This is a genomic window from Shewanella olleyana (genome assembly GCF_023283825.1).
GTDB lineage: Bacteria > Pseudomonadota > Gammaproteobacteria > Enterobacterales > Shewanellaceae > Shewanella > Shewanella olleyana.
The window spans coordinates 81,674-102,815 of sequence record NZ_JAKILD010000012.1 but is presented as its reverse complement, the minus strand read 5'-3'; the positions used below and the strand labels follow the sequence as shown (position 1 = coordinate 102,815).

The window sequence follows — 21,142 nt, the reverse complement described above, 5'->3', positions numbered from 1 at the left end:
GTTGTTAACATTGATAAAATGGTAAATTACCCCCTTTAAAATTATACAGTTTACTATTGAATCGCTTGGAGAATGGGATGCCAAAAGGTCATCATTACGGTAGGTCGCAAGTTAGGCCCTACACTTCTGAATATCCCAAAATTAAGGCGATTATATTTAAGGATATGCTTACGAGACCTTTAGGGCTATTTACTCTTCATAGCAATCAGTTAAGTGAAGAGCATTCAAAGTTTGAAAGCAAAGAAACCAAGCAAGGAAAGCGTTATCTTCAGTTTGACATAAACGACACCCCGCACAGAATACTGCTAGAACTCGACAATCGTAGCGCAAGTAACAAACTGTACATTACTTGTCCTTACTGTAATAAACCACGGCAGCATCTATACGCCATCAAATACGCTTACGCTTGCCGTGGTTGTATAGGTTTACACTACGCTTGTCAAAGTGAAAGGCCGCAAGAAAGGTTAATGAGACGTATTAGAAAGCTTAGAAAAGAACTTTGGGGCTATGATTGGCCAGACGTAAACAACATGTTTGAGCAAGTAACCTACTGGCCAAAACCTAAATGGATGCGTTGGAAAACCTTTGAACTAAAGCGAAACAAGATCACTGAATTAGAGAGGCGTTACTGGGGGTTAGCTATCCCACAGCTAAAAACGATGTTTGGTGCTCAATTTATGGAAAATAATTAAAATTTTTTTTATTCAGTAAGTATCTTTTTGACATGTCACTTCACGTTGATGTACCAATAGATGTACCAATATAGACAAAATATATAAAAAATGACTATAAACAGTGACCCTCAGCCATCAATTTGAGTCTGGGAGGGCCACCAATTTTTCTGTTAGGCCTTTGATTTCAAAGGCCTAATTGAAAACCTAATCAATTCTGTTCCACTTCCGTTCCACCTTTCATTCTAATTATCCCCCTTTTAAAGTCAATCATGCGTTATTTCTCATCTAAAAATTTTCCTTTTGACCGACTATATCTGCACTTCACTTCGCTAAACGGTTGAATAGCTATTTGCACAAAATAAATCCCTGAATCCACAGTAAAATATTCTCTGCCAAACTAATTTATTGAGTGTATTTGAGGTATTAGGCAAAACTGAACTCTGTAATCCAGTTTTAAATGAGCTAAATTTCGAAATACATAAGTTTGCCATAAATTAATGCGGTAATAGCAAGACCTCGGTAATTTTCAAGCTTAGAAAAGGATATTGAACGATTAAAGATATAGATAGTTGAAATACTGTGGACTTGCAGAGCCAGCTCTAAATATACGTGGGTTTAGGGAATTAATGCCATTAAAACAGCACAGGGGACTTTGGAGAAAAATAAACTCTTTAGCTTTAACATAGCTAACATAGCTAACATAGCTAACATAGCTAACATAGCAAAGAGTGCTCTGCGCCGAGGTTACTGTCTATCTAAAACAACTTAGGCTTCCTTTGGTTTCCTGCTTCAGCCGCAAGTTGACATTGTTCAGGCGAAGCCTCTCTATAATTCTTGATATTCTTAGTGGATGTGTGGCCAAGCTGTGAAGCTAATACTTCATCATTAAATTCATCAATCCGTAAAAGAAACGTTTCTCTATAATCATGAAACCTATATTTTTTAATTCTTTTACCAGCTTTATCTCTTGTGACCCAGCCAAGAGCATCACAAAGCTTATCCCAGTAATGATAAAAGTTAGAACGATGTCCAGATTTGGACCGTGTTGAGGGAAACAAATAATCCGCCCTACCGTGAACATCAGTGAGATATTTTTGTCTGGATTTTATCAATTCAAGTGTTTCTTCAGACAAATAAATATCGACAGATTTGGCTTTTTTGGGTTTAACTTGAACCTTCTTAAGCTGAAAATTAATCTGTGAAAATTTCATCGACATAACCTGTTGGGTTCTGAAATATCCCTCTTCTTGTAATTTAACAAAGAATTCAAAATCTTTATGTTCAGTTGAATTAACCTTTTCAAGGATAGACTTAAAGTCATCATCAGGAATAAGCACATGGCGTTGATTATTTATTCGAGTTGCCCTTATAAATGATCGTGCATCCTCGTAAGCGATAAGTCGCTCATCTAGAGCATAATTAAACGCCGCCTTTAATCTAGATACAATCTTATCGTGAACGCCATTAGTATTTTTAAATGCTTCTAGGTAGCAGTTAAATCTCGCCGTAGTAAAAGTTTGAATATCTTCATCAATCAATATCACGGTTTCTTTACCCTTTGGTAATTGGACTTCTTTTGGCTTAGAGAGATGATTATTGATAAGAGAGGTCATGACTTTATATTCACCAGAACCGTCACCATAACGCTCGACAATGACATCTAAGTATATTGCAAGAACATCACCGATCTTTTGAAAGAGCTTAGAGTGCATCCTAAACTCATAACTACTTGGCGGCCTAGCCAATTTCTTTTTTATAGATAGATAATCAGTTACAACCATCAATAGCTGTTGTTGACTAGGAGACTCATGACGTTTCCACTTCAAAAGGACACATCGATGAGCTTTACCCTTATATTTATACTTATTGATTAAAGTGAGGCTATGTTTGGCTACCTCTAAATATAAGCCTTTCTCATTAATATCCGTAACTTTAATTTTCCTTGTACCCTTCGCTAATAAAGAATCAATGAGTTCGCTGTCATTTATCTGTTCTGTAGTGATTTGTTTAAATTCTTGTGTCACTTTTTGTTTAGATTGAACCGAACAGTCACTTATCTGTGGTTGCTCAATCGGCTCACCTGATAACAAATCATCTTCAGTACCTAGCAACGGGCAAAGTGAATGACCGCTGATGCCCGATTCGCTGTATTCATTAAGCTCAGGGAGAGTATTTGTATTTAATGGCGCAGCGCTTTCATTACAGGGGAAATCAGCCTCAAGAGCAGGTAATACATCTATTGAATTAACGCTACTATCAACTCCATTTAGCCCATCATGGGCAGAACTCCCTGCAGTGTCCGCAACATTAGTCATTAATGCAGGTACTGTTTCTGATGCAATGCTATCTATTTGAGTTGTAACCGTTGAATCAGATTTAGCGACCTGTTCGAAATTAGGAACTGGATCGGACTGTGATTGTTGCTTTTTATACTTGCAAACTAAATGAAATAGCTCAGTTGCTTCCAATAGCGTCACTTTAGATACCAAAGCCATATTCACTAACGAATTAATTCTGTTATCGCTAGAGTAGGCTGCAGCACTGCTTTCCAACGTTTTTAAGGATTCGTTTTGAGCCACTAGCTCGCTGTATTGAATAAAAAAATGAGAAACAGCCTTCTTTGATAGCTCTAGAGTGTTAATGAATTCAAATAAAGTTTCAATAACCTCAGACCGGGAATCCACAAATACACGCACATTACCGCTAGGTAATGTGTCGTATTGATGTGGTTCAAGGCTTGAATGCATTATTAAATCACGCTTTGGTTTGTGTTAATACCAACAGGATATGTGAAATAATAATTATCAAGAAAAAAAGATTAGGCCGGAATCAGAATTTTTACCCCCCCTTAAAATGAATGGAGACAGTATTGCTATAGGTAACTGATACCATCTAATAGTCAAAGTTAACTATAAGGTCTATTTTATCTAATTAGTATGCTAGGGGGATAGAAAAACAGTAAGCGCTCTTCCCTCTTATATCATCTATCACTACTTCCATCATTGGTTGGCTAAGTGAACCTCCCTTTCTAAGCACCTAACTTTAATTAATTCTGCTAGCAGTCAACTAGGAAGCAACAAGCATAGGGAATTAACCTGTTTTTCATGAATTCAAAATGAACATCTAACCTCTAGGGTACTCATTAATACTTTCGTTTAATTGTGCTTAAAGTGGATACTCCTTCCATCAAACAGGTACATCAGCATATTTCCCCCTGCCCGCTTCTAGTTAATAACGACCATTTATCTATTAACGAGAACATTCATGAACCAACATAAGCAGTTTACTCAAAATACGAATAAGTTAGCCCACCTATTAGAAAAGCTAACGGATGTGGTGAAGTCAGAAGCGCTGTATCAGGACATTAATATTTATGAGGATGATATAGAACTTGAAATACTTAACTTTCAAGTTAAGCAGTACCTGAGCCGTCAAGGGTTTCAAGCAGAAGACATTAATCTAGCAATGGGTTTTATTAACCAGTACATAAAAGACAGATAATTCCCCAGCGCTCAAACCTAGTTATTGATAAGGACATCAACGCTTGGAATTGCTATGAACAAGTCACAAACACAGCTTATACGAGTCTATAAACGTCAATCTAAATCGCCATGGGATGACCACAGCACTGTGTTGCTACTGGCAGACCATCAACTTGAGAATGATGAGGTTCAACTAAGCTTTAATAAATACATTTATTTACATCGAAATGTACAAGGCCAAATGATAGGTATCAGTATCAGCAAATCGCTACTTGAAGAGAACGCTGAGCTCGAGAGTCAATATCTGACAGGTATTGAAGCTTATATGATGCTATTGATTTACATCGACGACATTGCCGCTTTTTGTGAACGATTCAGAAATGAGTTTGTAAGTATTTTTGGGGTATATCCGCATTATTACTTCGAAACAGCTGAGCAATGTTGGTCTGATTTGATTATTGCTGCTGACGCACTGTAATCGCCATCTAGCGAACCTAATTGGGTTCGCTTTTCTATTAATCGTTACATGTTTTTTACTCACCCAATTGACAATAACTTCTCATAACAATCAAAAATTCCCCACTCGCAACCTAGTTAATGGTGAGGCCACAAACCATTAATTAGGAGCTATATATGGATCAATCTATGATTTTTCGTTTACACCCAAAGTCTAGCGACATTGAAAGCTGTTCACTTTTACTATTAGCAAATGCTGGCAGTAGCAATGAGTCGACAAGATTTTGTTTTTCTCGATACATCTATCTTAATGTCGATGCTGAGTGGAACATGTTGGGGATTAACATTAGTAATTCCATTCTGGATAAGCACGCTGATGTCGGCGGACAATACTTAACAGGAACCGATATGTTAAAGGTACTAGTAATGTATAAAGACGAGATAGCCATGTTCTGTGAGTTGTACTGTAGTCAATTTTCAAAAATCTTTGGTTTATGTCCAACAGATTACTTTGAATTTGCTGCACCAGTCTGGGCAGAACACGTTAATGCATTAGAGTAATGTTATTAGCAACCAACTAACGAACCCTTCTGGGTTCGTTTATTTAGGCTAAAAATACGATAGTTGATATGTCGTTAGTTAAAGACTAGGTTGAAGCGGCTAACTCACAGTGCACTCACTTAAATGTTATAGCGCTTGAGGGCATATATTAGTCTGCCCTATAACTCTTCTTTAGACATAGAAATCATTTAGGGCAAAAAATCTAAAGGTTGGCTTGGGGTTAGTTGAAAGTGCAATAGGGGACCTTCAACTATTTACCTACACAATAGCTGAACTGTGCCGAGTCCTCAATGTTCACCTTAGTGTTTTTTATGCTGAAGTTAATTGACTAGCTTTAAGAATATCTAGTTCATATTTGCCGCCATATTCTTTAGCAATCTCTATAGCTTCTGAGACAGGCCCATGGTAGATAACTGAAAACTGATTATTCAAAAACTGAATGAGCATTAATTCATCGACCAAATTTGCAGTTTTAGGGTTAATAGAAACGAAACCAGTTTTTTGTGCTGTTGTTTTTACACTGATCTTTTTACCATTTTCAGCAATTACATCAAAACCGTGCTGATTTGGCACTGATGATAGATGCCCATTGGTTAATAAAGCGCACTTAAATTCACCAATGCGACCGATTAAATGTCTAAGTTCTGTTGGCTTACAACCTAACAAGTTTATTTCCACCTCTAAAAGTTCAATATAGTCTTGGTAAAGCTTATCAATATGTTTTTGATTTAATTTCCAAGCATCACGAAGTTCATGTTCTGGCATAGGTGCTGCGATTGGCGACGTTAAAGCAAGGTATTCGCCATTGTTCCATTTACCAACTATCAAATCTTCATTTTTCCCTCTTGGCCTTTGATAAACCCACCCTTGATACTTGAAAGATTTACCAACAAATTTAAACTCACCAAAGCCCATATAAATCAATATATTTTTGTTATTTCCAATACCATTATTAATGCGGTTGTAACAATAATCTGTTGGAATGATTGATGTAGGATTTAAACCATACTCTTCTGAGCATAGTTCTTTGATTTTTTTTGTAGTAAATATAGTAGTGTTTTGTTGACTTAAAACTAGCTCAACTTTTTCAAAAACAGTCATTATAATCCTTAGTTTCAATTATTTTAGTTTCTTACATACTGAATAAACCAATTCCGCTAACTCACCAACAGTCTCGCATTCATAATAATTACCAAAATCATTATCTAATGCTTCAAAGGTCGATTGGCTAACATCGTTGACAACGTTAATACCGACTAACTGTGAGAAGTCTGTCATGTACATCATGGATATAATCATGCCTTTATCCTCAATGCCACCAACAGGATTCCCTTCTTTATCTTTTCCACAAAATACTCTGCCGTAATTTACATCCTCAAAAGAAACGCTTAATTCTTTTGCCCAGACTAAACGTTCTATATCATCCACCAAACCACTCTGCTCAGTAATATTCCCTTTGGGAATACAAAAGTAATAAGAAAGTAATTCAATCAAAAACAAAGTTACCTGCTGATAACTGGTTGCTGCTGATAAATGAATACGAGGGCATTGACTCAGTACCTCTAACTCTTTTTCCTTTGTTAGTACACCCTCACTAAATAGCGGTAGCACTGGTGATGTAGGGCTAATTTTTATATAAATAGGTTTTGGGGTTTGCTCTTTTTGAAGTAAATCAAAAATTTCAAGCTCTTCTTTTTTGCCTGGTTGCTCTGAATAACTCATATAAACCCTTTTCTAAAATAATTTTTCAGTCCAATTCTGCTACTGAAGTAATGCTTTAATTTGGCTTTCAATATAATTTTTTTGCTTAAAAAGGTTTTGCAGCTGACAATATTTATTGTCTAAGTTTTGTGCAGCTGTAGAGTCAATTTGAGGTATCTCAAGCAAGTTAATTTGACGCTGAGTAAGGCGCATTTGAGTTAACTCATTAATTGAGAAGTCTCGGAAAGTATATTCAAGTAAAGTTTGCCCAGCTTTTGAGGTCAAGAATAAAAATAGTCGTTTACCATCCCATAGACTGAGTCCTTTTGCCTGAAAAATACTAATAACTTCTGAACATAAAATGGGCTGTGTATATGACTCGGGATAGTATGCCACTTTCACATGTTTTCTATCAGCACTTTTAAACAACAATACACTGCCAGGCTGTGCCCAACTGCTCCGTTTCAAATAGCTTCTTTTTCGAATAACTCTTTCAACAGTGTTAGGTTCTACAATGCCAAAAAGGTTAATTGACTTTTGGTTAATTAATTTAACCTCGACTTCTTCTGTGGCATACACCTGAGTTTCATTACTTTCTATTTGGCAAGAAGGCCTTGCAGTTACAAAAGAAGCATTTATAGACCGCCACTCTGAATTATCTACCGAATAAGTTGCTTCTATTTCATTTTTTAGTACCGCTAGATTGTGTTCGAACCCTATCAAATGCATTTTGTTACGAAAGTAACGTTGAACCAGAGGGTGCCATGGAAGACATAGTGTCTCCATTGTGTCTTTATCAGTGGCAATCTCTGCATTAGTAGGCGACTTATCCTCTGCTTCAATTAAAGAAACGCATTGGCTAAAGTCATTCCAAATATTTAAAATATTGTCAGAATTCTTACTAAAAAAAATACTATTAAGCTCACTATTAATATTTTCAACATTAAAACTTAACTTGTAATTAAAGAGGCTACCTTCGGTTTTAAACTTTACGTGCTTTTGATTTTTTACCGCAATTGTTCCCACCAAGTCCGACTCAAATAACTCATACTGAATAGAAAAGTTATCCCAATCGTTAAGTGCTTCTTTTAGCTTATATAAATTTTTAGGCGATATAAATGTCTGCTGGAAACTTTCAACGAAAAACAAGCGCCCAACCGGTGTTAGCTCAGTATGACCAGGCGCCATGATTGAAAACTCGGCTTGAGTAAAAACTCCCAAATCATAAAAACAAGAAATTGATGAATTAAGCCATTCAATTGCTTCACCAACAGTATAGTTTCCTTGTTTTTTTTGAAGGGCTATAAACTTGTCACGCTTATCAAACCACTCTTTTGATAAACTCACTCACGTACCTCCCACATCATATTGTTATTTTGCTTATATTGATTAAATATCGCCTGAGCGATTTTCTCAGCACCTTGTTTTGATGGCTCGATTGGTGATAACGGTGCGTAATCGTCTGCATGATTGCAGATCACACGCAAGTCAAGGACTGTTAAATTTCGCTCAGCAGCCTCTCTTAAAATGACCTCATTAAATATTGCTAATGCAACTGACTCAGCATTTGAAAGGTTCGGAATGCCGTCATATATGGTACAGATAGTAAGGTGAGTAAACTTTCCTTGTACCAAATTAAGCATTTTCTGATAACCATATCGAAACTTTTCACGAACTTGCATCAATATATTTAAAGCATCACCTACGGTTGAAGTCCCTGTACTAAGAAGCCCTGGAGTGTTATATCCAAGTAAGTCATTTCCGCCACAAGAGAGAAAAGCATGTTGCTTATTAAAGTTATACTTTGATTGTACTCGCGTCATTTGCCTTGAAACATTTGACATGACATGACCATCCACTGCTAATAATTTAACTTCTGTAGTGGTGCTACTCATATCATGATTAGACTCCAAAACTTTTGAAATGATTAAATCATTTAATTGCTCTGTAACAGACTCACCAGATTCAACATAGGGTGCGTTATCAAAGATAGAGTCTCCTAATAAGACAATCTGATCGGGTAAATACTGTGCTTGTCTTTCATTAACATTATTCTTAATCATTTTATTCCCTTATGTGAACAATATGCTGCTCACTCTAAAGGATAAAATGCCACCAGGTAAGTGCCCTAAAATGTAGCCTGTCGCCTAATACTACAGGCTTACTTACCTTTTAATAATCCGTGTTTACTGAGTAATATGCGGAGCTCATCTCGATTTTTAATGCATATCTGCTGATAATTTGGCTCAGCATTAATACTCTCGAGATTAAGCCCTAATGAGTCCATTAAATAATTGATCAATGCTAACCTTGAGGGAATTACTAATTGCCCAGATTCCATGCAAAAATCTGTTTCGATCAGCTTCTTTTGAGTTTCTCTCAACCGCGGGTCTGCCTGCAAAACAAGATCTATTGGTGTACACCAACCGATGTCCTCTTCAAGTGGATTTGGTGAATAATCCATAATATCGGGCTCATTAATAAAACGGCTTAAAACAAAGTCACGATAAGCCCTATTCTTTTCACAGTAAGCCCTTACATGCCATCTTAGAGGTGTATCCACCAAAGAGTGAGGTGCGATAACCCGTGACTCAGGTTCTGGTGAGTTCATAGATACATAATCAATTTCTAATCTGCGCCCCTCACTCATAGCCCTGACAACAGCTCTCATAATTTCTGGTTTAATAAATCTTGGTGGTGGTATGACTGTACTCACATCACGCAAGCCTAGTGCAGAATAATTGCTTTTTGATAATAAGTTCTGATTCAACGTCAGCAATTGGAGGTATTCACTAACATGCCCTTTTGTAAATATTGGCTTAAAGTGCTCAGAGGGTTTATATCCTCTCAACTGCATGTCATATTCCAAATTATTTTCTGCTAGCTCTCTAAGATACGTATTGATGTCCCTTGATGCTTGTTGACGGCCAATACCAAACCCATCACAAAGGTGTTTAGTCGTAATTCGTCCTTCCCAATAAACTATAATCTCTATTAGTTGATATCGTAAAAACGTTTGCTTATTAATATTCAAATCCATAGATGTGAGTATGTTGCTCATAGAGGCTCTCAAATTTAAGATATCACGGGGTAAATAAAGTCACCCCAAAGCTCATCAGGATTGCTCATCATTACTTCAATTAAAATTGGAACAACACTGACTAAAATTGCAGTGCAGTCTTGAAGTTGTTGACGATTCACTTTTCCATTCCAGGTCGCACCACCATGTATAAGTTGGTTTCTAAGCGTATAGAGTCGACTAAATATGATAGATAAGACAATTTCTGTTTGCTCACTGGCAAGTGCATGGTGACTAGAACGAATAGATTTTGAACGCTGATTTCTCCACTCCTTCTGGGTAATCTCACCATTTTGTGCATCCCAGTAGGATTCAAATATAAATTCATTGTTCAAAACAACACGAATTGTATTTGTGTATTCCTGCCAAATAAAATCATTAAGTCGGTTATTACTGTCTAACATTACGATTTTATAAAGAAAACTTTGAAATTTACCACGTTCAGTCATTAAAATTGAACGATCGATATGCTGTGCATAGGCAGCATTGAATGATATCCAGTAAAAGATAAACTGACTGTCTAAGTCTTCAGAGAGCTCAGCCTTGTTGAGCCAACTTAAAGCTCTGTGAACACGAACGGCTAATGATTTAGGATGCTGCTCCCTTGTGGCTCGATGTTGAGCCTTAAGTCTTTCGTATTGCATATCAATCCCTTGAAGTATTTGCAGATTCATAGCCTACATTGCAATAGAAAAAGGTCAAGGTGTTAAGAGCTAGATCAATAAATGGTATGTTAACTTCTCAAAAAGTGACATGTACTAAAAGTTGACACTTATACAAATTAAAAAGTGGCGTTAAGATAGATACGAGTTTCATGAATATTGGAAAATATGAAAAAACAATAAATATAAGGAATTTAAATGACACAACAGGCTCAAAGTTTTTACACGAATATTACTCTTAACGATGTTCAACTAGCAGCTATTTACTATCCAATTTTGATTAATTTAGCTCGTCACAAGCATTGTTTGACTTACGGAGAATTAGTTAAACAAGCTAAAGACTTACACCCAGATATAGAGTTTGTTCAACGAGCTATCCCTGTATCCACAGGAAGAAAATTGGATATTGTTCGTTTATTCACTTCAGAACGAGCACTACCCGATGTCACATCTCTCATTATAAATAAGACTTTAGGAGAGTGTGGTAACGGGGTTACAGAGCACTTTAATCCAGTAAAATTGAGGGAAGAGGTATTCGCTTATGACTGGTCAACCGTATCTGAAGAGTTTGATATGTATATTGAGGCCGCAGAGCAAAAAGCGACGCCACAGGTAAGACTTACACGCGAAGAAGCCAAAGAAATGACGATTAAGTATTTTCAAAACAACAGAGCTATCTTGCCGCAAGCTATATCACGTCACAGAGATGATATCATCAGCCTTACTTTAGAAGGATATGACACTAAGGATGCATTTGAGTTGATTAGTCGTAGCTTGAAAGAATAACCAAAAACACTTCTCCATGACTGGTTGAGAACATACTATGACGAGCGACAACGGTACTTTGTGCAATGCAAAAATATTTTGTGAAGAGTTATGGAATAACTATGACTCTAAATATCCAACCTTTTCTAATCGCATTAACCCCATCTTTTTATATATCGCAATATATCAACACCTCACGGCTCAACGTTCCTTAGCCGATAGCACTGGTCGAAAGTTACAACTAGAGTTGATTGAATCTTTTGAAGCATGGATACCAAAAATTGAACAAGCTAGACATATTGATTGGATTGAGCTTCACACTGAAATAATCGACTTAATCCAAGACAAAACTGCTGATTATAGCTATGGCACAAAGCAATCAGGAAGCTACATTCGAGACGTCTCAGAAAATGGTTTATGGGACTCAAATATCAATCACCAACTATTTCAAATGCTGCCTGTGTCGGTTTCTAATTTTGAAAAAAATAACCACAACCTCGAAATCGTTAGGCAAGTAAAAAATCAATTATCTAAATTGTATTCATTACCAATAAATGATTCGATACCTGGTGAAAATGAACTGTTTGAACTACTCACTATTGAAGTGTCACACTTACTGATTGGAACTCCTTGCCCCCTCTGTAAACTTGATAAATTAGACACTTATTTATATCTATTTCAATCTTCAGCTTTAAGGGAGAGTAAATCAAAACGGGAATGTGCCCAACTTGCATCATCTATTCAAGTGTTAGTTAATGATATTCAGAAAAAGGGAAGCAAACCCCGCCCTATTGAACCTTTTTTGAGAATGGGCTTTGGTTATTCTGTTCAATTAGTTAAAGACTATAACCAACTTATTGAATTATTAGATAGCAAAGTTTTCTCCGTTAGCAAAGAGGATATTTCAGATGGTATTGAAGTCAGCATTTGGCGCTACCCAAATAAACAAGACTCACTCAACCTCATTACATTAAAGGGGGATGGAAAATTCATCCTATTCATCGAGAATGAAGACATTAGCTTTAATAGTGCGAGTGCGGCGACAGAATACATAATGACAAAACTCACAAAAGCTAATTAAAAATGAATGAGGTAGAAAGTTTTACCGTTCTGCCCAGCTGCATAAAAAAATATTTCAACAAAAACATTCATGAATTTTCCTTAAGTCGAGAAAACAATGACTCAAAAACTAGTTATAGAATTAAGTGAAGAGGCAACCGAGAAGTACTTGGAATTAGCCCGTCAACAAACCTCAGACATGGTTGAGGAAGATTGTGAACCCGAAGACGTTTTGCTAAAGATTATTATTGCTGCAAATAATATTTACGGTAGTGAAGCATTGTTTGGGGATAAAGAGTTAGGAACCGTATCAGTTGAGTTAATCAGCTTCCCATAATCATGGCAAATTACAAATATGGAATGAATGCACAAAATGCAATAACAAGCCTGAATAATAAGATATAAAATAAATAAGTTAACTTTGGATGCAAAATTGCAATATTACGACATTATTGGCGATGTACATGGACACGCCACCAAATTAGAAAACCTCCTACTAAAAATGAATTATAGGTTGGTTGATGGTGTTTTTTGTCATGAGACACGTAAAGCTATTTTCGTAGGCGATTACATTGATCGTGGTGGTGAAGAGGAAAAAACCATCCATATGGTAAAAAGCATGGTTGAATCTAACAGTGCTCTAGCAATCATGGGAAATCATGAATTTAACGCAATTTGCTATGCAACAAAAAAACCAAATAGGCAAGATCAATATTTACGCGAACATTCAGAGAAAAATCACAAACAACACCAAGCATTCCTTAAAGAGTTCCCCTTTGGCTCTCAAAAGCATGAACAGGTCATAAAGTGGTTTAAAACTCTACCAATATTTCTAGAACTTGAACATATTCGAATAGTTCATGCATGTTGGCATCAACCTACCATCAATAAACTTAATGATTTACTGAACAAAGATAAGACTATCCCAGATGAAATGTTTATAACAGCATCTCAAGAGCACCATAATCATTACCAATACATTGAAAATGTTGTTAAAGCCTTAGAGCAAGAGCTACCTGATGGTATAACTTTTAATGACAAGGACGAAAATTCCAGATCTGGAGTTAGAGTAAAATGGTGGTCGAACGAAACGCCTACTTTTAGAAACCTAGCTCTAACTGTTCCAGGTGAAAATATGGAGTCTATTCCCAATTCGTTAATTGATGACATTTATCTATACGACAATGATAAACCGGTATTTTTTGGACATTATTGGATGAATGGTAAACCCTCTATCCAGTCAGATAAGGTTGTTTGCACAGATTATAGTGCTGGCAAAGGCGGAGATTTGATTGCTTACCGCTGGAGTGGTGAGCGAAATTTAATTAATAAAAACTTTGTTTATTAACTGATTAGATTTTTCACAATATATATCAAAGTAAACTCGCGCCTTACCTAAGAGTTTAATAACGTCTGAGAAGTCCAGTCGACTTTTTTAAGATATTTATTTATCCGCAAAATATAAGGACATCTATGAAAGTATTTTTTTCACACGGAAAAGAAAGCGGACCTTGGGGAAGCAAAATTACAAGGCTTGCTAATATAGCCAAAGAGTATGGTTGCGATGTTGATAGTATAGATTATACAGATACACTTGATTCAAAAGTAAGAATAGAACGGTTAGTAAATATTTTAAAGAATACGGATGACGACTTCTTACTTGTAGGCTCAAGCATGGGAGGCTACATTTCATTGGTTGCATCTCAACAAGTTGATGCAAAAGCATTATTTTTATTGGCCCCAGCTTTGTATATGCCAGGCTATGTAGAGGATGATTTTAGAAACATAACAAATGTCGAAATTGTTCATGGTTGGTCTGATGACATAATTCCTGTAGATAACTCATTTAAATTTGCTAAAGATAACGACTGCCCATTGCATTTAATTTCAGGTGATCACCGTTTGAATTCATCGCTAGGTGTTGTTGAAAAGTTATTTGCACAATTTATCAAGTCTCAAATTTTCAAGAAAGCGTATTAGCTTCAAGCTGAACGATGAGTAAACCTTCTAGTGAACTTTGTCAATTCCTGCTAAATTTAATTTAATACATGCTACTTCAGCTCTACTATCGGGATGACAATGAATATATCCCTAGCACTGACCCGACTTGAGGTTATCAGGAAGAACGCCTTCTCACGATTTTGTTCCCATCCAATGGACTTCGTTACATTGTCAGATTAGCTACTTTATTTAGAGTCATCTGGTGATACAGATGGTTCACTCTTATCGTGGTGAACAACGCTTCATACGACTTCACGTCGCACGGGCAAAGTGAGTTACTGTTTCCACAATTTACCTTAACCACCATTCCAGACTATACTTTTCAAACGATTAACAAGGATTGTTAAGAGGTCGCATGGAGCATATTGATCTAGGTTTAATTTGGGCCGCTATTGGCCTATTGTGTGTACTTTTTTCTATTATTTATTACTTGTCATCAGGTGATTAGTTGAAGCTTTTCTGCTTTCATCCTACATAACTAGCTTAATTTCCCTAGCTTCAGGCTTACTTACTATTGCAGGGGAAATCATGGATGCCTCGGCAGCAGTGAAACGGAGTTATTTTTAAGGATAAAATTAATCTCTGGTGATTCTTCCATTGTGTTGAATCTACCTCGCTCCTCCGTAATGCCTTATTGGCTTTACCTTGAAAGACGCTCTCTGAGTGTCTTTCTCGTTTTGTGGCACTTAAAATCTATTGATAAAAAACGCTTTCTAGTTCATCCCATAATACGGTTCGATATATGATTTTGGTTTGTAATAGCCTGACGTTTTGAGGTGTTAACAGTGTTTTACGGGTCTTTTTATCTACTCGAGTCACCATCTCTTCAAATAGTTGGTTATGCAGTCGCTTAATATCGCTAAATACCTGTAAAGATTGCGAGAACAACATCACCTTGTCGTAATAGCCATGATTAAGCCCGTAAAGCCACTTTAATAAAATGGTCTGTCGTGCCGCTTTGGTTTTAAAGGAATGTTCTAGTTCAATTGCAGCAAGGCTCCCCGATAACTCTAGAACAATACCGTCTACGTTTCTGACGTCATTTGATTTAAAGAGTCGCTTAAATTCAGGCTCGGTGACTAATGAAATCCAGTACGGATTATCCTCACCAGTTTTAACTTTATTATTAATGCCCCGCAGTTGAATATATTGCATCATTAAATCGTGCATGATGGTGTTCTGATTAACCCTTAATGCGGGCTTGTCGCTTGTGCGAAAATAGACAGCAATGGATAACAACTCTTCTGCATATTTTGCGCCCGCGTAATCCAAGACATACACACGGTCGTCAACAGACCGATGTGTTATCACTAAACTGAGTAGTTTTTCTTTCACAAGCTTGTTGAGGTGTTCGAGAGCTTGTCGCTTGTTAATACCATATACAACCGAGATGAGGGTTGGTGAAGTGACACCAAATCTAGCAACCATTTTGATGGTCAACTCCCGTCTGGCTTTACCCGTCTGATTATTATTTTCCCCTGGTATATATTTCATGGGCATGAACAAATAAGGTTGATATTTTTCGGCCTGTTTCCCTGATGAAAACACGGCGGTATTGATGGTTTGTTGTAGTTGTTGATACTCGTTCATATGGATATTTTTTATGCTTTGATTTTTAGGTATCCATAACTAGTTTCATAGAAGACGAAGTTTCATCTTTTATCTGTAAGGTACCGATATTCATGCCGTTAAAGTAAGTTATCCCACTCGGGATGAAAATAGCGATGAACATCGCTACCAAGCCAGCCTTTGGCTGATGAGTGATTCACTTTGTGAACCTCTCATATGCTCTGAAGCGCCCACCCGCTCTGATGACTCGTCATCGGCGCAGGTTTACGATCTACGCTCTAGCACTTCACAGCATCAAACGCGCATGTATTTCGCTACGCTCTGTACTAACCGCATTTTCACCGCTTATGACGAGGGGATGTGTTCCACATCATTTCCCTCTTTCATCGCTATGATTTTCTGACGAAAACCACACTGGTTTAGCCCTCAATTTGTGCCAAATATGAGACTAAATTTTGCTGAGGCAAAATTAAAATTCGGTTAGTACAGACCAGCTGTACATGCGCGTGCTGCTTCTCGTCATTACTTCGTAATAACTCACATCCGCGTTTTGAAAGCCTGTTTCACAGGCCGTTTTATTGCAGAAAATCGTGCCGATTTTTGCTAAACAAAGCAAAATTCTATCGAATAAATGCAAAGAAAAAAAAGCTGAAAAACGATTTTTTGAGTCTTGAAAGAGTCTAGGTATCCGACGAAGTGAGCAAAGAAAGGGAAAATATTTATTGCTGACCTTGCAATAAAATAAGTTTGCAATTCAACTTTTTTTCATTAACTTAAATTTAGAACAGTAATTAACCTTCATCATTAAAGGACACATTATGACTTCTAAAAATAACGCCCCTATTACCAATATTGATGGTACACCTATGATCTCAGACTCTGGTGTCGACATCAAAGGTAACCCATTCGGTATCACTGAAAGCAGTAGTTCAATAAGCACTTGTGATACTGATATTTCATCAAGCTTCGATAGTTTTGATTCTTGTTCAAGTTTCGACTCAGATTTTGATTCGGGGTTTGATAGTGATTTTTAATCAAAAAAATGAGGCGTTTTATGCTCGTTACACGCCAGCACTTATTTTACTCATCTCGACTATAGTTTGTGTGACGATGTTTTGGATAACCAATAACCTTTTATTTACGTTACCCTCATACTTATTGCTTTTGAAATTCGAAATTGGAGAATTTGCTTATCAAAGAAGGTACAAGGGGAAAGGGCTCCCCGAGGATTCTTGGTTAAAATGCCGCTACTTACTATTTAAGTTTATTTAAATTCAAAATGTGCCAGGCTATCAGCTTAAATTCATTAAGCTGATACCTGTAAAGGAGGTTCCATGGAATTCTTACTACCGTTAACAGTCTTAATCGTTGGCTGCCTCATGATTTGTAAAAAGTGCGCTGAAGCCGAGGCAAACAAAGAATTTGAAAATAAAAATGAAAGGGATAATAACTAGTTAAGATCAACTATTTTCCTAGAGCATAGCTGGCTTGTTTTTGTGAGTGAGTAAGTTAGTCAATGCTCTTGCTAATTTAGCGCTTAGCTTTTTTCTAAAGCTATTACTAAACCCCTAATATGTGTCCACGCTTTTGACTTATAAATCACCATGTAATATTTGGGTCAAAGGATCAATTTTACATGGAGCTTTTAGGGGAACTTAGACTTAAATCCGCCTCCCTTTTTAAGGTATTACGCTATAACTTTTAAGCACACTTAAAATATACATTAATAAAAATTTAGCTTTAACTTTAAGTGAAGTGTGCCAACTACCTTGAAAAAGACCGAAGGTGTAGCACATATGTATTTTGGGGTGAATACGTTGTTGTGAATAGGTGTAATCAATTGTTGAATTTACTTTTAAATTGAGATTTGTATCTTGTTTTCTAAGGAAGACAACCTTTATAAATAAAAATAAACAGTATTCTTAAGCAACTTCGTTTTTGTTTGAGAGAAAAGTATGTACGTCATAGTAACTAAAAATTTAAAGGCATTTAAAGTTAGAATTGCTAAGCATGTTATTTATGCTCATAAAAACCGAAAGGGGCAAGTGTATATTGGTCAGAGCCTATGTATGGTCAATCGATGGGAAGAACACAATCAAATTGCTAAATCTGAGTCACACCCTGAACGTGATCAAACATTCAAAAAGTCTCTTCGAAATGACAAAAGTTGGCAGCACTATGTTATTGCAATTGCTAACAATCAAGAAGAGGCTGATGAAGCCGAGTCTTCTGCAATTAGTTTTTATAAACCCTCATTAAATTCTCATCCTGGAAAAGGTACTCCCAAAACTGATAAATATGGCTTTTTGCCATTAAATGGTGATGGTCGCGAAATCTCACTTGAAGCAAAAACTGTTACCCGCTACACAAAGCAAGAGCGATATTCTGACAAAGAAAGAAAAATCATCAAATGTAAAGTGATTCGAAAAACTGGTAAATCCCACATTAGCTTTGAATGTATTAGTGATGGTTATAGAGTGACGATTTCGCATGAAAAAAGACTTGGTTTTAAAGTCGGTGACATTGTAACTATTTCAAATGCTGCAAAAGGAAAGGGCATATATACAACTACAGATTATAGTGAAGTAACTTTATTCTAGTTGCTGGCAGATATCAATAATGCCCCAATTAGGCTATGTAACTGTTTTTAGAGAGTAAGAAATAGCATGAAGTCACTATTGTTTATAGTTCTAGTCGGTTGGGGTGTACTCTGGTTAGCTCATTTCTTAATTATGTCCTTACTTGGGTATAGTCGTAAAAAGGTTTACACAGCTCGCTATACTACAGTAAGAGGTCATAATAGAGTTGGTACAAGAGGTGTGAGGAGTCATAGAAGAAGGCTCGCTGATAGTATCAGCTATGAATGGGTAAAAGAAGAGTCACGAAGTTCACAATCTACTAAAACGTTTCGACAAGGTCTTGAACAAGAAACAAAGCGGGAAACTGATCAAGGTATAATTAAATACCTCGAATCCGGTGAAATCAACCCGATCAGTCCCCCCAAAGCTTATCTGAAAAGTATTGGGAAGTAGACTCATAAAAGTTTTTTTTCTAAGTTGTCTTATCGGTCAACTCACACTTTATCGAAGTGTGAGTTTCTATATTTGTTCAAACGAAGATGGAGTTGAAACTACAGGCATGGACATTTGCCTGAATCTAGCGGGGACGCTGTTGCAACTTCATGCTGTTGTTCACATCCCTAAAAGAAATTTTAGGTAATATTTAATACTTGGCCTTCAACTAATCAACTTCAAACTAAGCTAAAGTCTAAGCGCCAAAACGACAGAATGTAATCAACAGTCATTTAAAACCAAACAAACTTTGGGGGACAAGTACGAAATAATATTTTTAGATAGAATTTCCATCCCAATCATGATTAGGATCAGGTATAAAAGTTAGCCCTATCCCGTGGTTAGCAGAGGCCGATGAAATGAGCCATCCGCCTGGAACTTTAGCTCTATATGTAAATTGACTAGATCCATTTTCACCTTTATTTTTAAGTGTTTCCCAAAATATCGTGGGTGAATCCCTTGTGCCACTTGAAAATAACCCCATTTCTTTCTCCTCATCCTGTACTTTGTATAATAGTTTAGCGGGAATTCCGATTAGCATCTATTGAACTATTATCAAACACTAATCAATTACAGCTTTATTCATAATTTTAATAACTTACCATAAATAAATTAGTAAAAAAATGTCCCGCTGTTAGTAACAGCGGGACTCCAGAAGGAGTAATTAACTTTAATGACTTACTTGCGAGCATCAAGGTTAAACTTCGGTATTGGTTCCCTTTCTTTTGAAGGAGTAAAACCTGATTTAGGCTCTAAATTTTCTGTATTCGAGTTAGGAGACTCAACCTGATCAGACTGTTCTAAATTATTTTTCTTTAGCACAGGTGGTACGGTCATTTTTCGCTCACCTGCAGCATAAGAAGACGAGCTGAGAGTTTTTAGTTTGAGATCTGGATTTTTTGATATTATTTGAAGACTTTCATTCATTTTGAATAAAACAATTACTAACTCACAAAAAATCCTTGCGGTTATAGCACTAGTACCAGTGATAAATAAACCAAGCATGAGTGAATAAAAACTTACCCCTTCATAGCCAAAAAAAATTGTAGAAACTCCAGAAAACCCTGCAGAAATTAACAGAATCCAATATACAAAAGTTATTATCTTGGGTGTTAGCATTGATTCAAATAGAAATACCAGAATTCACTTTAATTCCTTTTATAATTAATTTTTTGTGAACTTCAAACTTGGAGCAAATTTATCATAAGTATTATGGTTATTTACTCTAAAAACTTACTAATTATTCAATAAGCAGACTTATATAAAATCAGCTTTAATATAAAATTAAAGCTGATAACTATATTTATTATTTCTAACAGAGTTGTGACTAATTAGAGTGACGTACTCTTACCTGTAGCATCAGCGATTTCATCTACAAATAAACCTTTCCATTTTTTAGGAATATATTGATCTACAATTTTAGTTTCTAGATTCTCATCAGCAAGATCAGATTCAATTCCTTTCATTGTTCTAGGAATAACTTGGCTTGAATCACCAACAAGAGATTTAGCTAAGGACTGACTTAAAGCATCAACGGATAAACCACCACTTCTCTGCTCAAAAGTCGTGTATACATCAACATGATAACCTTCTTGATACTGTACAACGCATACAAAAAATGAGGTTCTCTCACCCAATTCATGCTCGTTATCATCAGATTTCATTGTAAGTATTGGGTCTTGGCAACTTGGAAGCTTTAACATAGCGCCTTGAGATTGCATTAAAGCTCCGAATGAGCTATTTCCAAATGGAGATGTTAATTTGAATCTAGTTGCTTTTTCAGGCAATTCTTGAGGGGGAATACCACGACTGACCGTTAGGCTATCCATCGACTTTTCAACAGAGCTAACGACAGTATCAAGAACTAAGTCTCTAATTGAGGAATCTCCTTTAACGTCAATAATTAGATATGCCTGTTCGGTAGATTTTTTTTCTGCTGTTGAAGCACACCCACTTATTAGGCCTATGGCTGCTACGATAAGGATCAACGTCTTCATTTTCCTAAATTTCCCTTTAGTTATTAGTTTCTACTCAGATAAATTTCACATGATTGCTTAAACCT

At 36.4% G+C, this 21,142-nt stretch carries 22 protein-coding genes; 11 read left to right on the top strand and 11 right to left on the bottom strand.

Translation table 11 applies throughout. The annotated features are described in order from the left end of the window. The first annotated feature begins 77 nt into the window (after window positions 1–77). Window positions 78–692 carry a hypothetical protein gene (locus tag L2735_RS10490; RefSeq protein WP_248984658.1) on the top strand — a complete coding sequence of 205 codons (615 nt, stop codon included), beginning with the start codon at window positions 78–80 and terminating at the stop codon, window positions 690–692. 737 nt (window positions 693–1,429) lie between these two features. Here L2735_RS10490 and L2735_RS10485 read toward each other — a convergent pair. Continuing rightward, entirely contained in the window at window positions 1,430–3,421 is a 1,992-nt protein-coding gene (locus tag L2735_RS10485) for a tyrosine-type recombinase/integrase (RefSeq protein WP_248984657.1), read from the bottom strand. A 517-nt stretch (window positions 3,422–3,938) separates the two neighbouring features. Between L2735_RS10485 and L2735_RS10480 the strand changes: the two genes are divergently transcribed. The 3 genes from L2735_RS10480 (at window position 3,939) to L2735_RS10470 (ending at window position 5,173) form a co-directional block, all read left to right on the top strand. Beyond that, on the top strand, window positions 3,939–4,175 hold the full coding sequence (locus L2735_RS10480) for a hypothetical protein (protein ID WP_248984656.1): 237 nt from the start codon (window positions 3,939–3,941) through the stop codon (window positions 4,173–4,175). A 54-nt stretch (window positions 4,176–4,229) separates the two neighbouring features. Continuing rightward, window positions 4,230–4,634, top strand: a complete 405-nt coding sequence (locus tag L2735_RS10475) for a hypothetical protein (RefSeq protein WP_248984655.1) — start codon at window positions 4,230–4,232, stop codon at window positions 4,632–4,634. A gap of 155 nt (window positions 4,635–4,789) precedes the next feature. Next, the gene (locus L2735_RS10470) at window positions 4,790–5,173 is read left to right on the top strand and encodes a hypothetical protein (protein WP_248984654.1); all 384 of its coding nucleotides are present in this window, start codon (window positions 4,790–4,792) and stop codon (window positions 5,171–5,173) included. A gap of 309 nt (window positions 5,174–5,482) precedes the next feature. Here L2735_RS10470 and L2735_RS10465 read toward each other — a convergent pair whose 3' ends face one another. The 6 genes from L2735_RS10465 to L2735_RS10440 form a co-directional block, all read right to left on the bottom strand. Further along, window positions 5,483–6,274 carry a DUF7225 domain-containing protein gene (locus L2735_RS10465; protein WP_248984653.1) on the bottom strand — a complete coding sequence of 264 codons (792 nt, stop codon included), beginning with the start codon at window positions 6,272–6,274 and terminating at the stop codon, window positions 5,483–5,485. Between the two features lie 18 nt (window positions 6,275–6,292). Then, the gene (locus L2735_RS10460; protein ID WP_248984652.1) at window positions 6,293–6,895 is read right to left on the bottom strand and encodes a hypothetical protein; all 603 of its coding nucleotides are present in this window, start codon (window positions 6,893–6,895) and stop codon (window positions 6,293–6,295) included. 39 nt (window positions 6,896–6,934) lie between these two features. Continuing rightward, window positions 6,935–8,221 carry a hypothetical protein gene (locus L2735_RS10455; protein WP_248984651.1) on the bottom strand — a complete coding sequence of 429 codons (1,287 nt, stop codon included), beginning with the start codon at window positions 8,219–8,221 and terminating at the stop codon, window positions 6,935–6,937. Beyond that, window positions 8,218–8,937, bottom strand: a complete 720-nt coding sequence (locus tag L2735_RS10450) for an SGNH/GDSL hydrolase family protein (RefSeq protein ID WP_248984650.1) — start codon at window positions 8,935–8,937, stop codon at window positions 8,218–8,220. The genes L2735_RS10455 and L2735_RS10450 overlap by 4 nt, the downstream gene beginning before the upstream one ends. A 98-nt stretch (window positions 8,938–9,035) precedes the next feature. Next, the gene (locus L2735_RS10445) at window positions 9,036–9,935 is read right to left on the bottom strand and encodes a helix-turn-helix transcriptional regulator (protein WP_248984649.1); all 900 of its coding nucleotides are present in this window, start codon (window positions 9,933–9,935) and stop codon (window positions 9,036–9,038) included. 14 nt (window positions 9,936–9,949) lie between these two features. Beyond that, entirely contained in the window at window positions 9,950–10,597 is a 648-nt protein-coding gene (locus L2735_RS10440; protein WP_248984648.1) for a HEPN domain-containing protein, read from the bottom strand. 216 nt (window positions 10,598–10,813) lie between these two features. Between L2735_RS10440 and L2735_RS10435 the strand changes: the two genes are divergently transcribed. From L2735_RS10435 to L2735_RS10415, 5 genes are all read left to right on the top strand, one after another. After that, entirely contained in the window at window positions 10,814–11,401 is a 588-nt protein-coding gene (locus L2735_RS10435) for a hypothetical protein (RefSeq protein WP_248984647.1), read from the top strand. 37 nt (window positions 11,402–11,438) lie between these two features. Next, a complete protein-coding gene (locus L2735_RS10430; RefSeq protein ID WP_248984646.1) occupies window positions 11,439–12,461 on the top strand; it encodes a restriction endonuclease subunit S domain-containing protein in 1,023 nt (340 codons plus the stop codon). Between the two features lie 96 nt (window positions 12,462–12,557). Beyond that, complete coding sequence (locus tag L2735_RS10425) at window positions 12,558–12,776, top strand: hypothetical protein (RefSeq protein ID WP_248984645.1); 219 nt, start codon at window positions 12,558–12,560, stop codon at window positions 12,774–12,776. 96 nt (window positions 12,777–12,872) lie between these two features. Then, entirely contained in the window at window positions 12,873–13,787 is a 915-nt protein-coding gene (locus L2735_RS10420; RefSeq protein WP_248984644.1) for a metallophosphoesterase, read from the top strand. A 125-nt stretch (window positions 13,788–13,912) separates the two neighbouring features. After that, on the top strand, window positions 13,913–14,419 hold the full coding sequence (locus L2735_RS10415) for a YqiA/YcfP family alpha/beta fold hydrolase (protein WP_248984643.1): 507 nt from the start codon (window positions 13,913–13,915) through the stop codon (window positions 14,417–14,419). Between the two features lie 714 nt (window positions 14,420–15,133). Here the strand turns inward: L2735_RS10415 and L2735_RS10410 are convergent. Further along, window positions 15,134–16,030, bottom strand: coding sequence for a hypothetical protein (locus L2735_RS10410; protein ID WP_248984642.1), 897 nt, complete (start codon window positions 16,028–16,030; stop codon window positions 15,134–15,136). 797 nt (window positions 16,031–16,827) lie between these two features. Here L2735_RS10410 and L2735_RS10405 point away from each other — a divergent pair. Both L2735_RS10405 and L2735_RS10400 read left to right on the top strand, forming a co-directional pair. Then, a complete protein-coding gene (locus L2735_RS10405) occupies window positions 16,828–17,043 on the top strand; it encodes a hypothetical protein (protein WP_248984641.1) in 216 nt (71 codons plus the stop codon). A 921-nt stretch (window positions 17,044–17,964) separates the two neighbouring features. Continuing rightward, window positions 17,965–18,609: a GIY-YIG nuclease family protein gene (locus L2735_RS10400; RefSeq protein WP_248984640.1), complete on the top strand. Its 645-nt coding sequence runs from the start codon at window positions 17,965–17,967 to the stop codon at window positions 18,607–18,609. 748 nt (window positions 18,610–19,357) lie between these two features. Here the strand turns inward: L2735_RS10400 and L2735_RS10395 are convergent. The 3 genes from L2735_RS10395 to L2735_RS10385 form a co-directional block, all read right to left on the bottom strand. Then, window positions 19,358–19,564 (bottom strand): hypothetical protein, encoded by a 207-nt coding sequence (locus L2735_RS10395; RefSeq protein ID WP_248984639.1) that lies wholly within the window; start codon window positions 19,562–19,564, stop codon window positions 19,358–19,360. 194 nt (window positions 19,565–19,758) lie between these two features. Beyond that, window positions 19,759–20,220 (bottom strand): DUF4282 domain-containing protein, encoded by a 462-nt coding sequence (locus L2735_RS20100; protein WP_346348133.1) that lies wholly within the window; start codon window positions 20,218–20,220, stop codon window positions 19,759–19,761. 191 nt (window positions 20,221–20,411) lie between these two features. Further along, window positions 20,412–21,077 carry a hypothetical protein gene (locus tag L2735_RS10385; protein WP_248984638.1) on the bottom strand — a complete coding sequence of 222 codons (666 nt, stop codon included), beginning with the start codon at window positions 21,075–21,077 and terminating at the stop codon, window positions 20,412–20,414. Window positions 21,078–21,142: the final 65 nt, after the last annotated feature.

Excerpts from the sequence above, each read along its gene's own strand:
- L2735_RS10490 (WP_248984658.1), top strand. The coding sequence starts at position 78 with ATGCCAAAAGGTCATCATTACGGTAGGTCGCAAGTTAGGCCCTACACT.
- L2735_RS10485 (WP_248984657.1), bottom strand. The coding sequence starts at position 3,421 with ATGCATTCAAGCCTTGAACCACATCAATACGACACATTACCTAGCGGT.
- L2735_RS10480 (WP_248984656.1), top strand. The coding sequence starts at position 3,939 with ATGAACCAACATAAGCAGTTTACTCAAAATACGAATAAGTTAGCCCAC.
- L2735_RS10475 (WP_248984655.1), top strand. The coding sequence starts at position 4,230 with ATGAACAAGTCACAAACACAGCTTATACGAGTCTATAAACGTCAATCT.
- L2735_RS10470 (WP_248984654.1), top strand. The coding sequence starts at position 4,790 with ATGGATCAATCTATGATTTTTCGTTTACACCCAAAGTCTAGCGACATT.
- L2735_RS10465 (WP_248984653.1), bottom strand. The coding sequence starts at position 6,274 with ATGACTGTTTTTGAAAAAGTTGAGCTAGTTTTAAGTCAACAAAACACT.
- L2735_RS10460 (WP_248984652.1), bottom strand. The coding sequence starts at position 6,895 with ATGAGTTATTCAGAGCAACCAGGCAAAAAAGAAGAGCTTGAAATTTTT.
- L2735_RS10450 (WP_248984650.1), bottom strand. The coding sequence starts at position 8,937 with ATGATTAAGAATAATGTTAATGAAAGACAAGCACAGTATTTACCCGAT.
- L2735_RS10445 (WP_248984649.1), bottom strand. The coding sequence starts at position 9,935 with ATGAGCAACATACTCACATCTATGGATTTGAATATTAATAAGCAAACG.
- L2735_RS10440 (WP_248984648.1), bottom strand. The coding sequence starts at position 10,597 with ATGCAATACGAAAGACTTAAGGCTCAACATCGAGCCACAAGGGAGCAG.
- L2735_RS10435 (WP_248984647.1), top strand. The coding sequence starts at position 10,814 with ATGACACAACAGGCTCAAAGTTTTTACACGAATATTACTCTTAACGAT.
- L2735_RS10430 (WP_248984646.1), top strand. The coding sequence starts at position 11,439 with ATGACGAGCGACAACGGTACTTTGTGCAATGCAAAAATATTTTGTGAA.
- L2735_RS10425 (WP_248984645.1), top strand. The coding sequence starts at position 12,558 with ATGACTCAAAAACTAGTTATAGAATTAAGTGAAGAGGCAACCGAGAAG.
- L2735_RS10415 (WP_248984643.1), top strand. The coding sequence starts at position 13,913 with ATGAAAGTATTTTTTTCACACGGAAAAGAAAGCGGACCTTGGGGAAGC.
- L2735_RS10410 (WP_248984642.1), bottom strand. The coding sequence starts at position 16,030 with ATGAACGAGTATCAACAACTACAACAAACCATCAATACCGCCGTGTTT.
- L2735_RS10405 (WP_248984641.1), top strand. The coding sequence starts at position 16,828 with ATGACTTCTAAAAATAACGCCCCTATTACCAATATTGATGGTACACCT.
- L2735_RS10400 (WP_248984640.1), top strand. The coding sequence starts at position 17,965 with ATGTACGTCATAGTAACTAAAAATTTAAAGGCATTTAAAGTTAGAATT.
- L2735_RS10395 (WP_248984639.1), bottom strand. The coding sequence starts at position 19,564 with ATGGGGTTATTTTCAAGTGGCACAAGGGATTCACCCACGATATTTTGG.
- L2735_RS10385 (WP_248984638.1), bottom strand. The coding sequence starts at position 21,077 with ATGAAGACGTTGATCCTTATCGTAGCAGCCATAGGCCTAATAAGTGGG.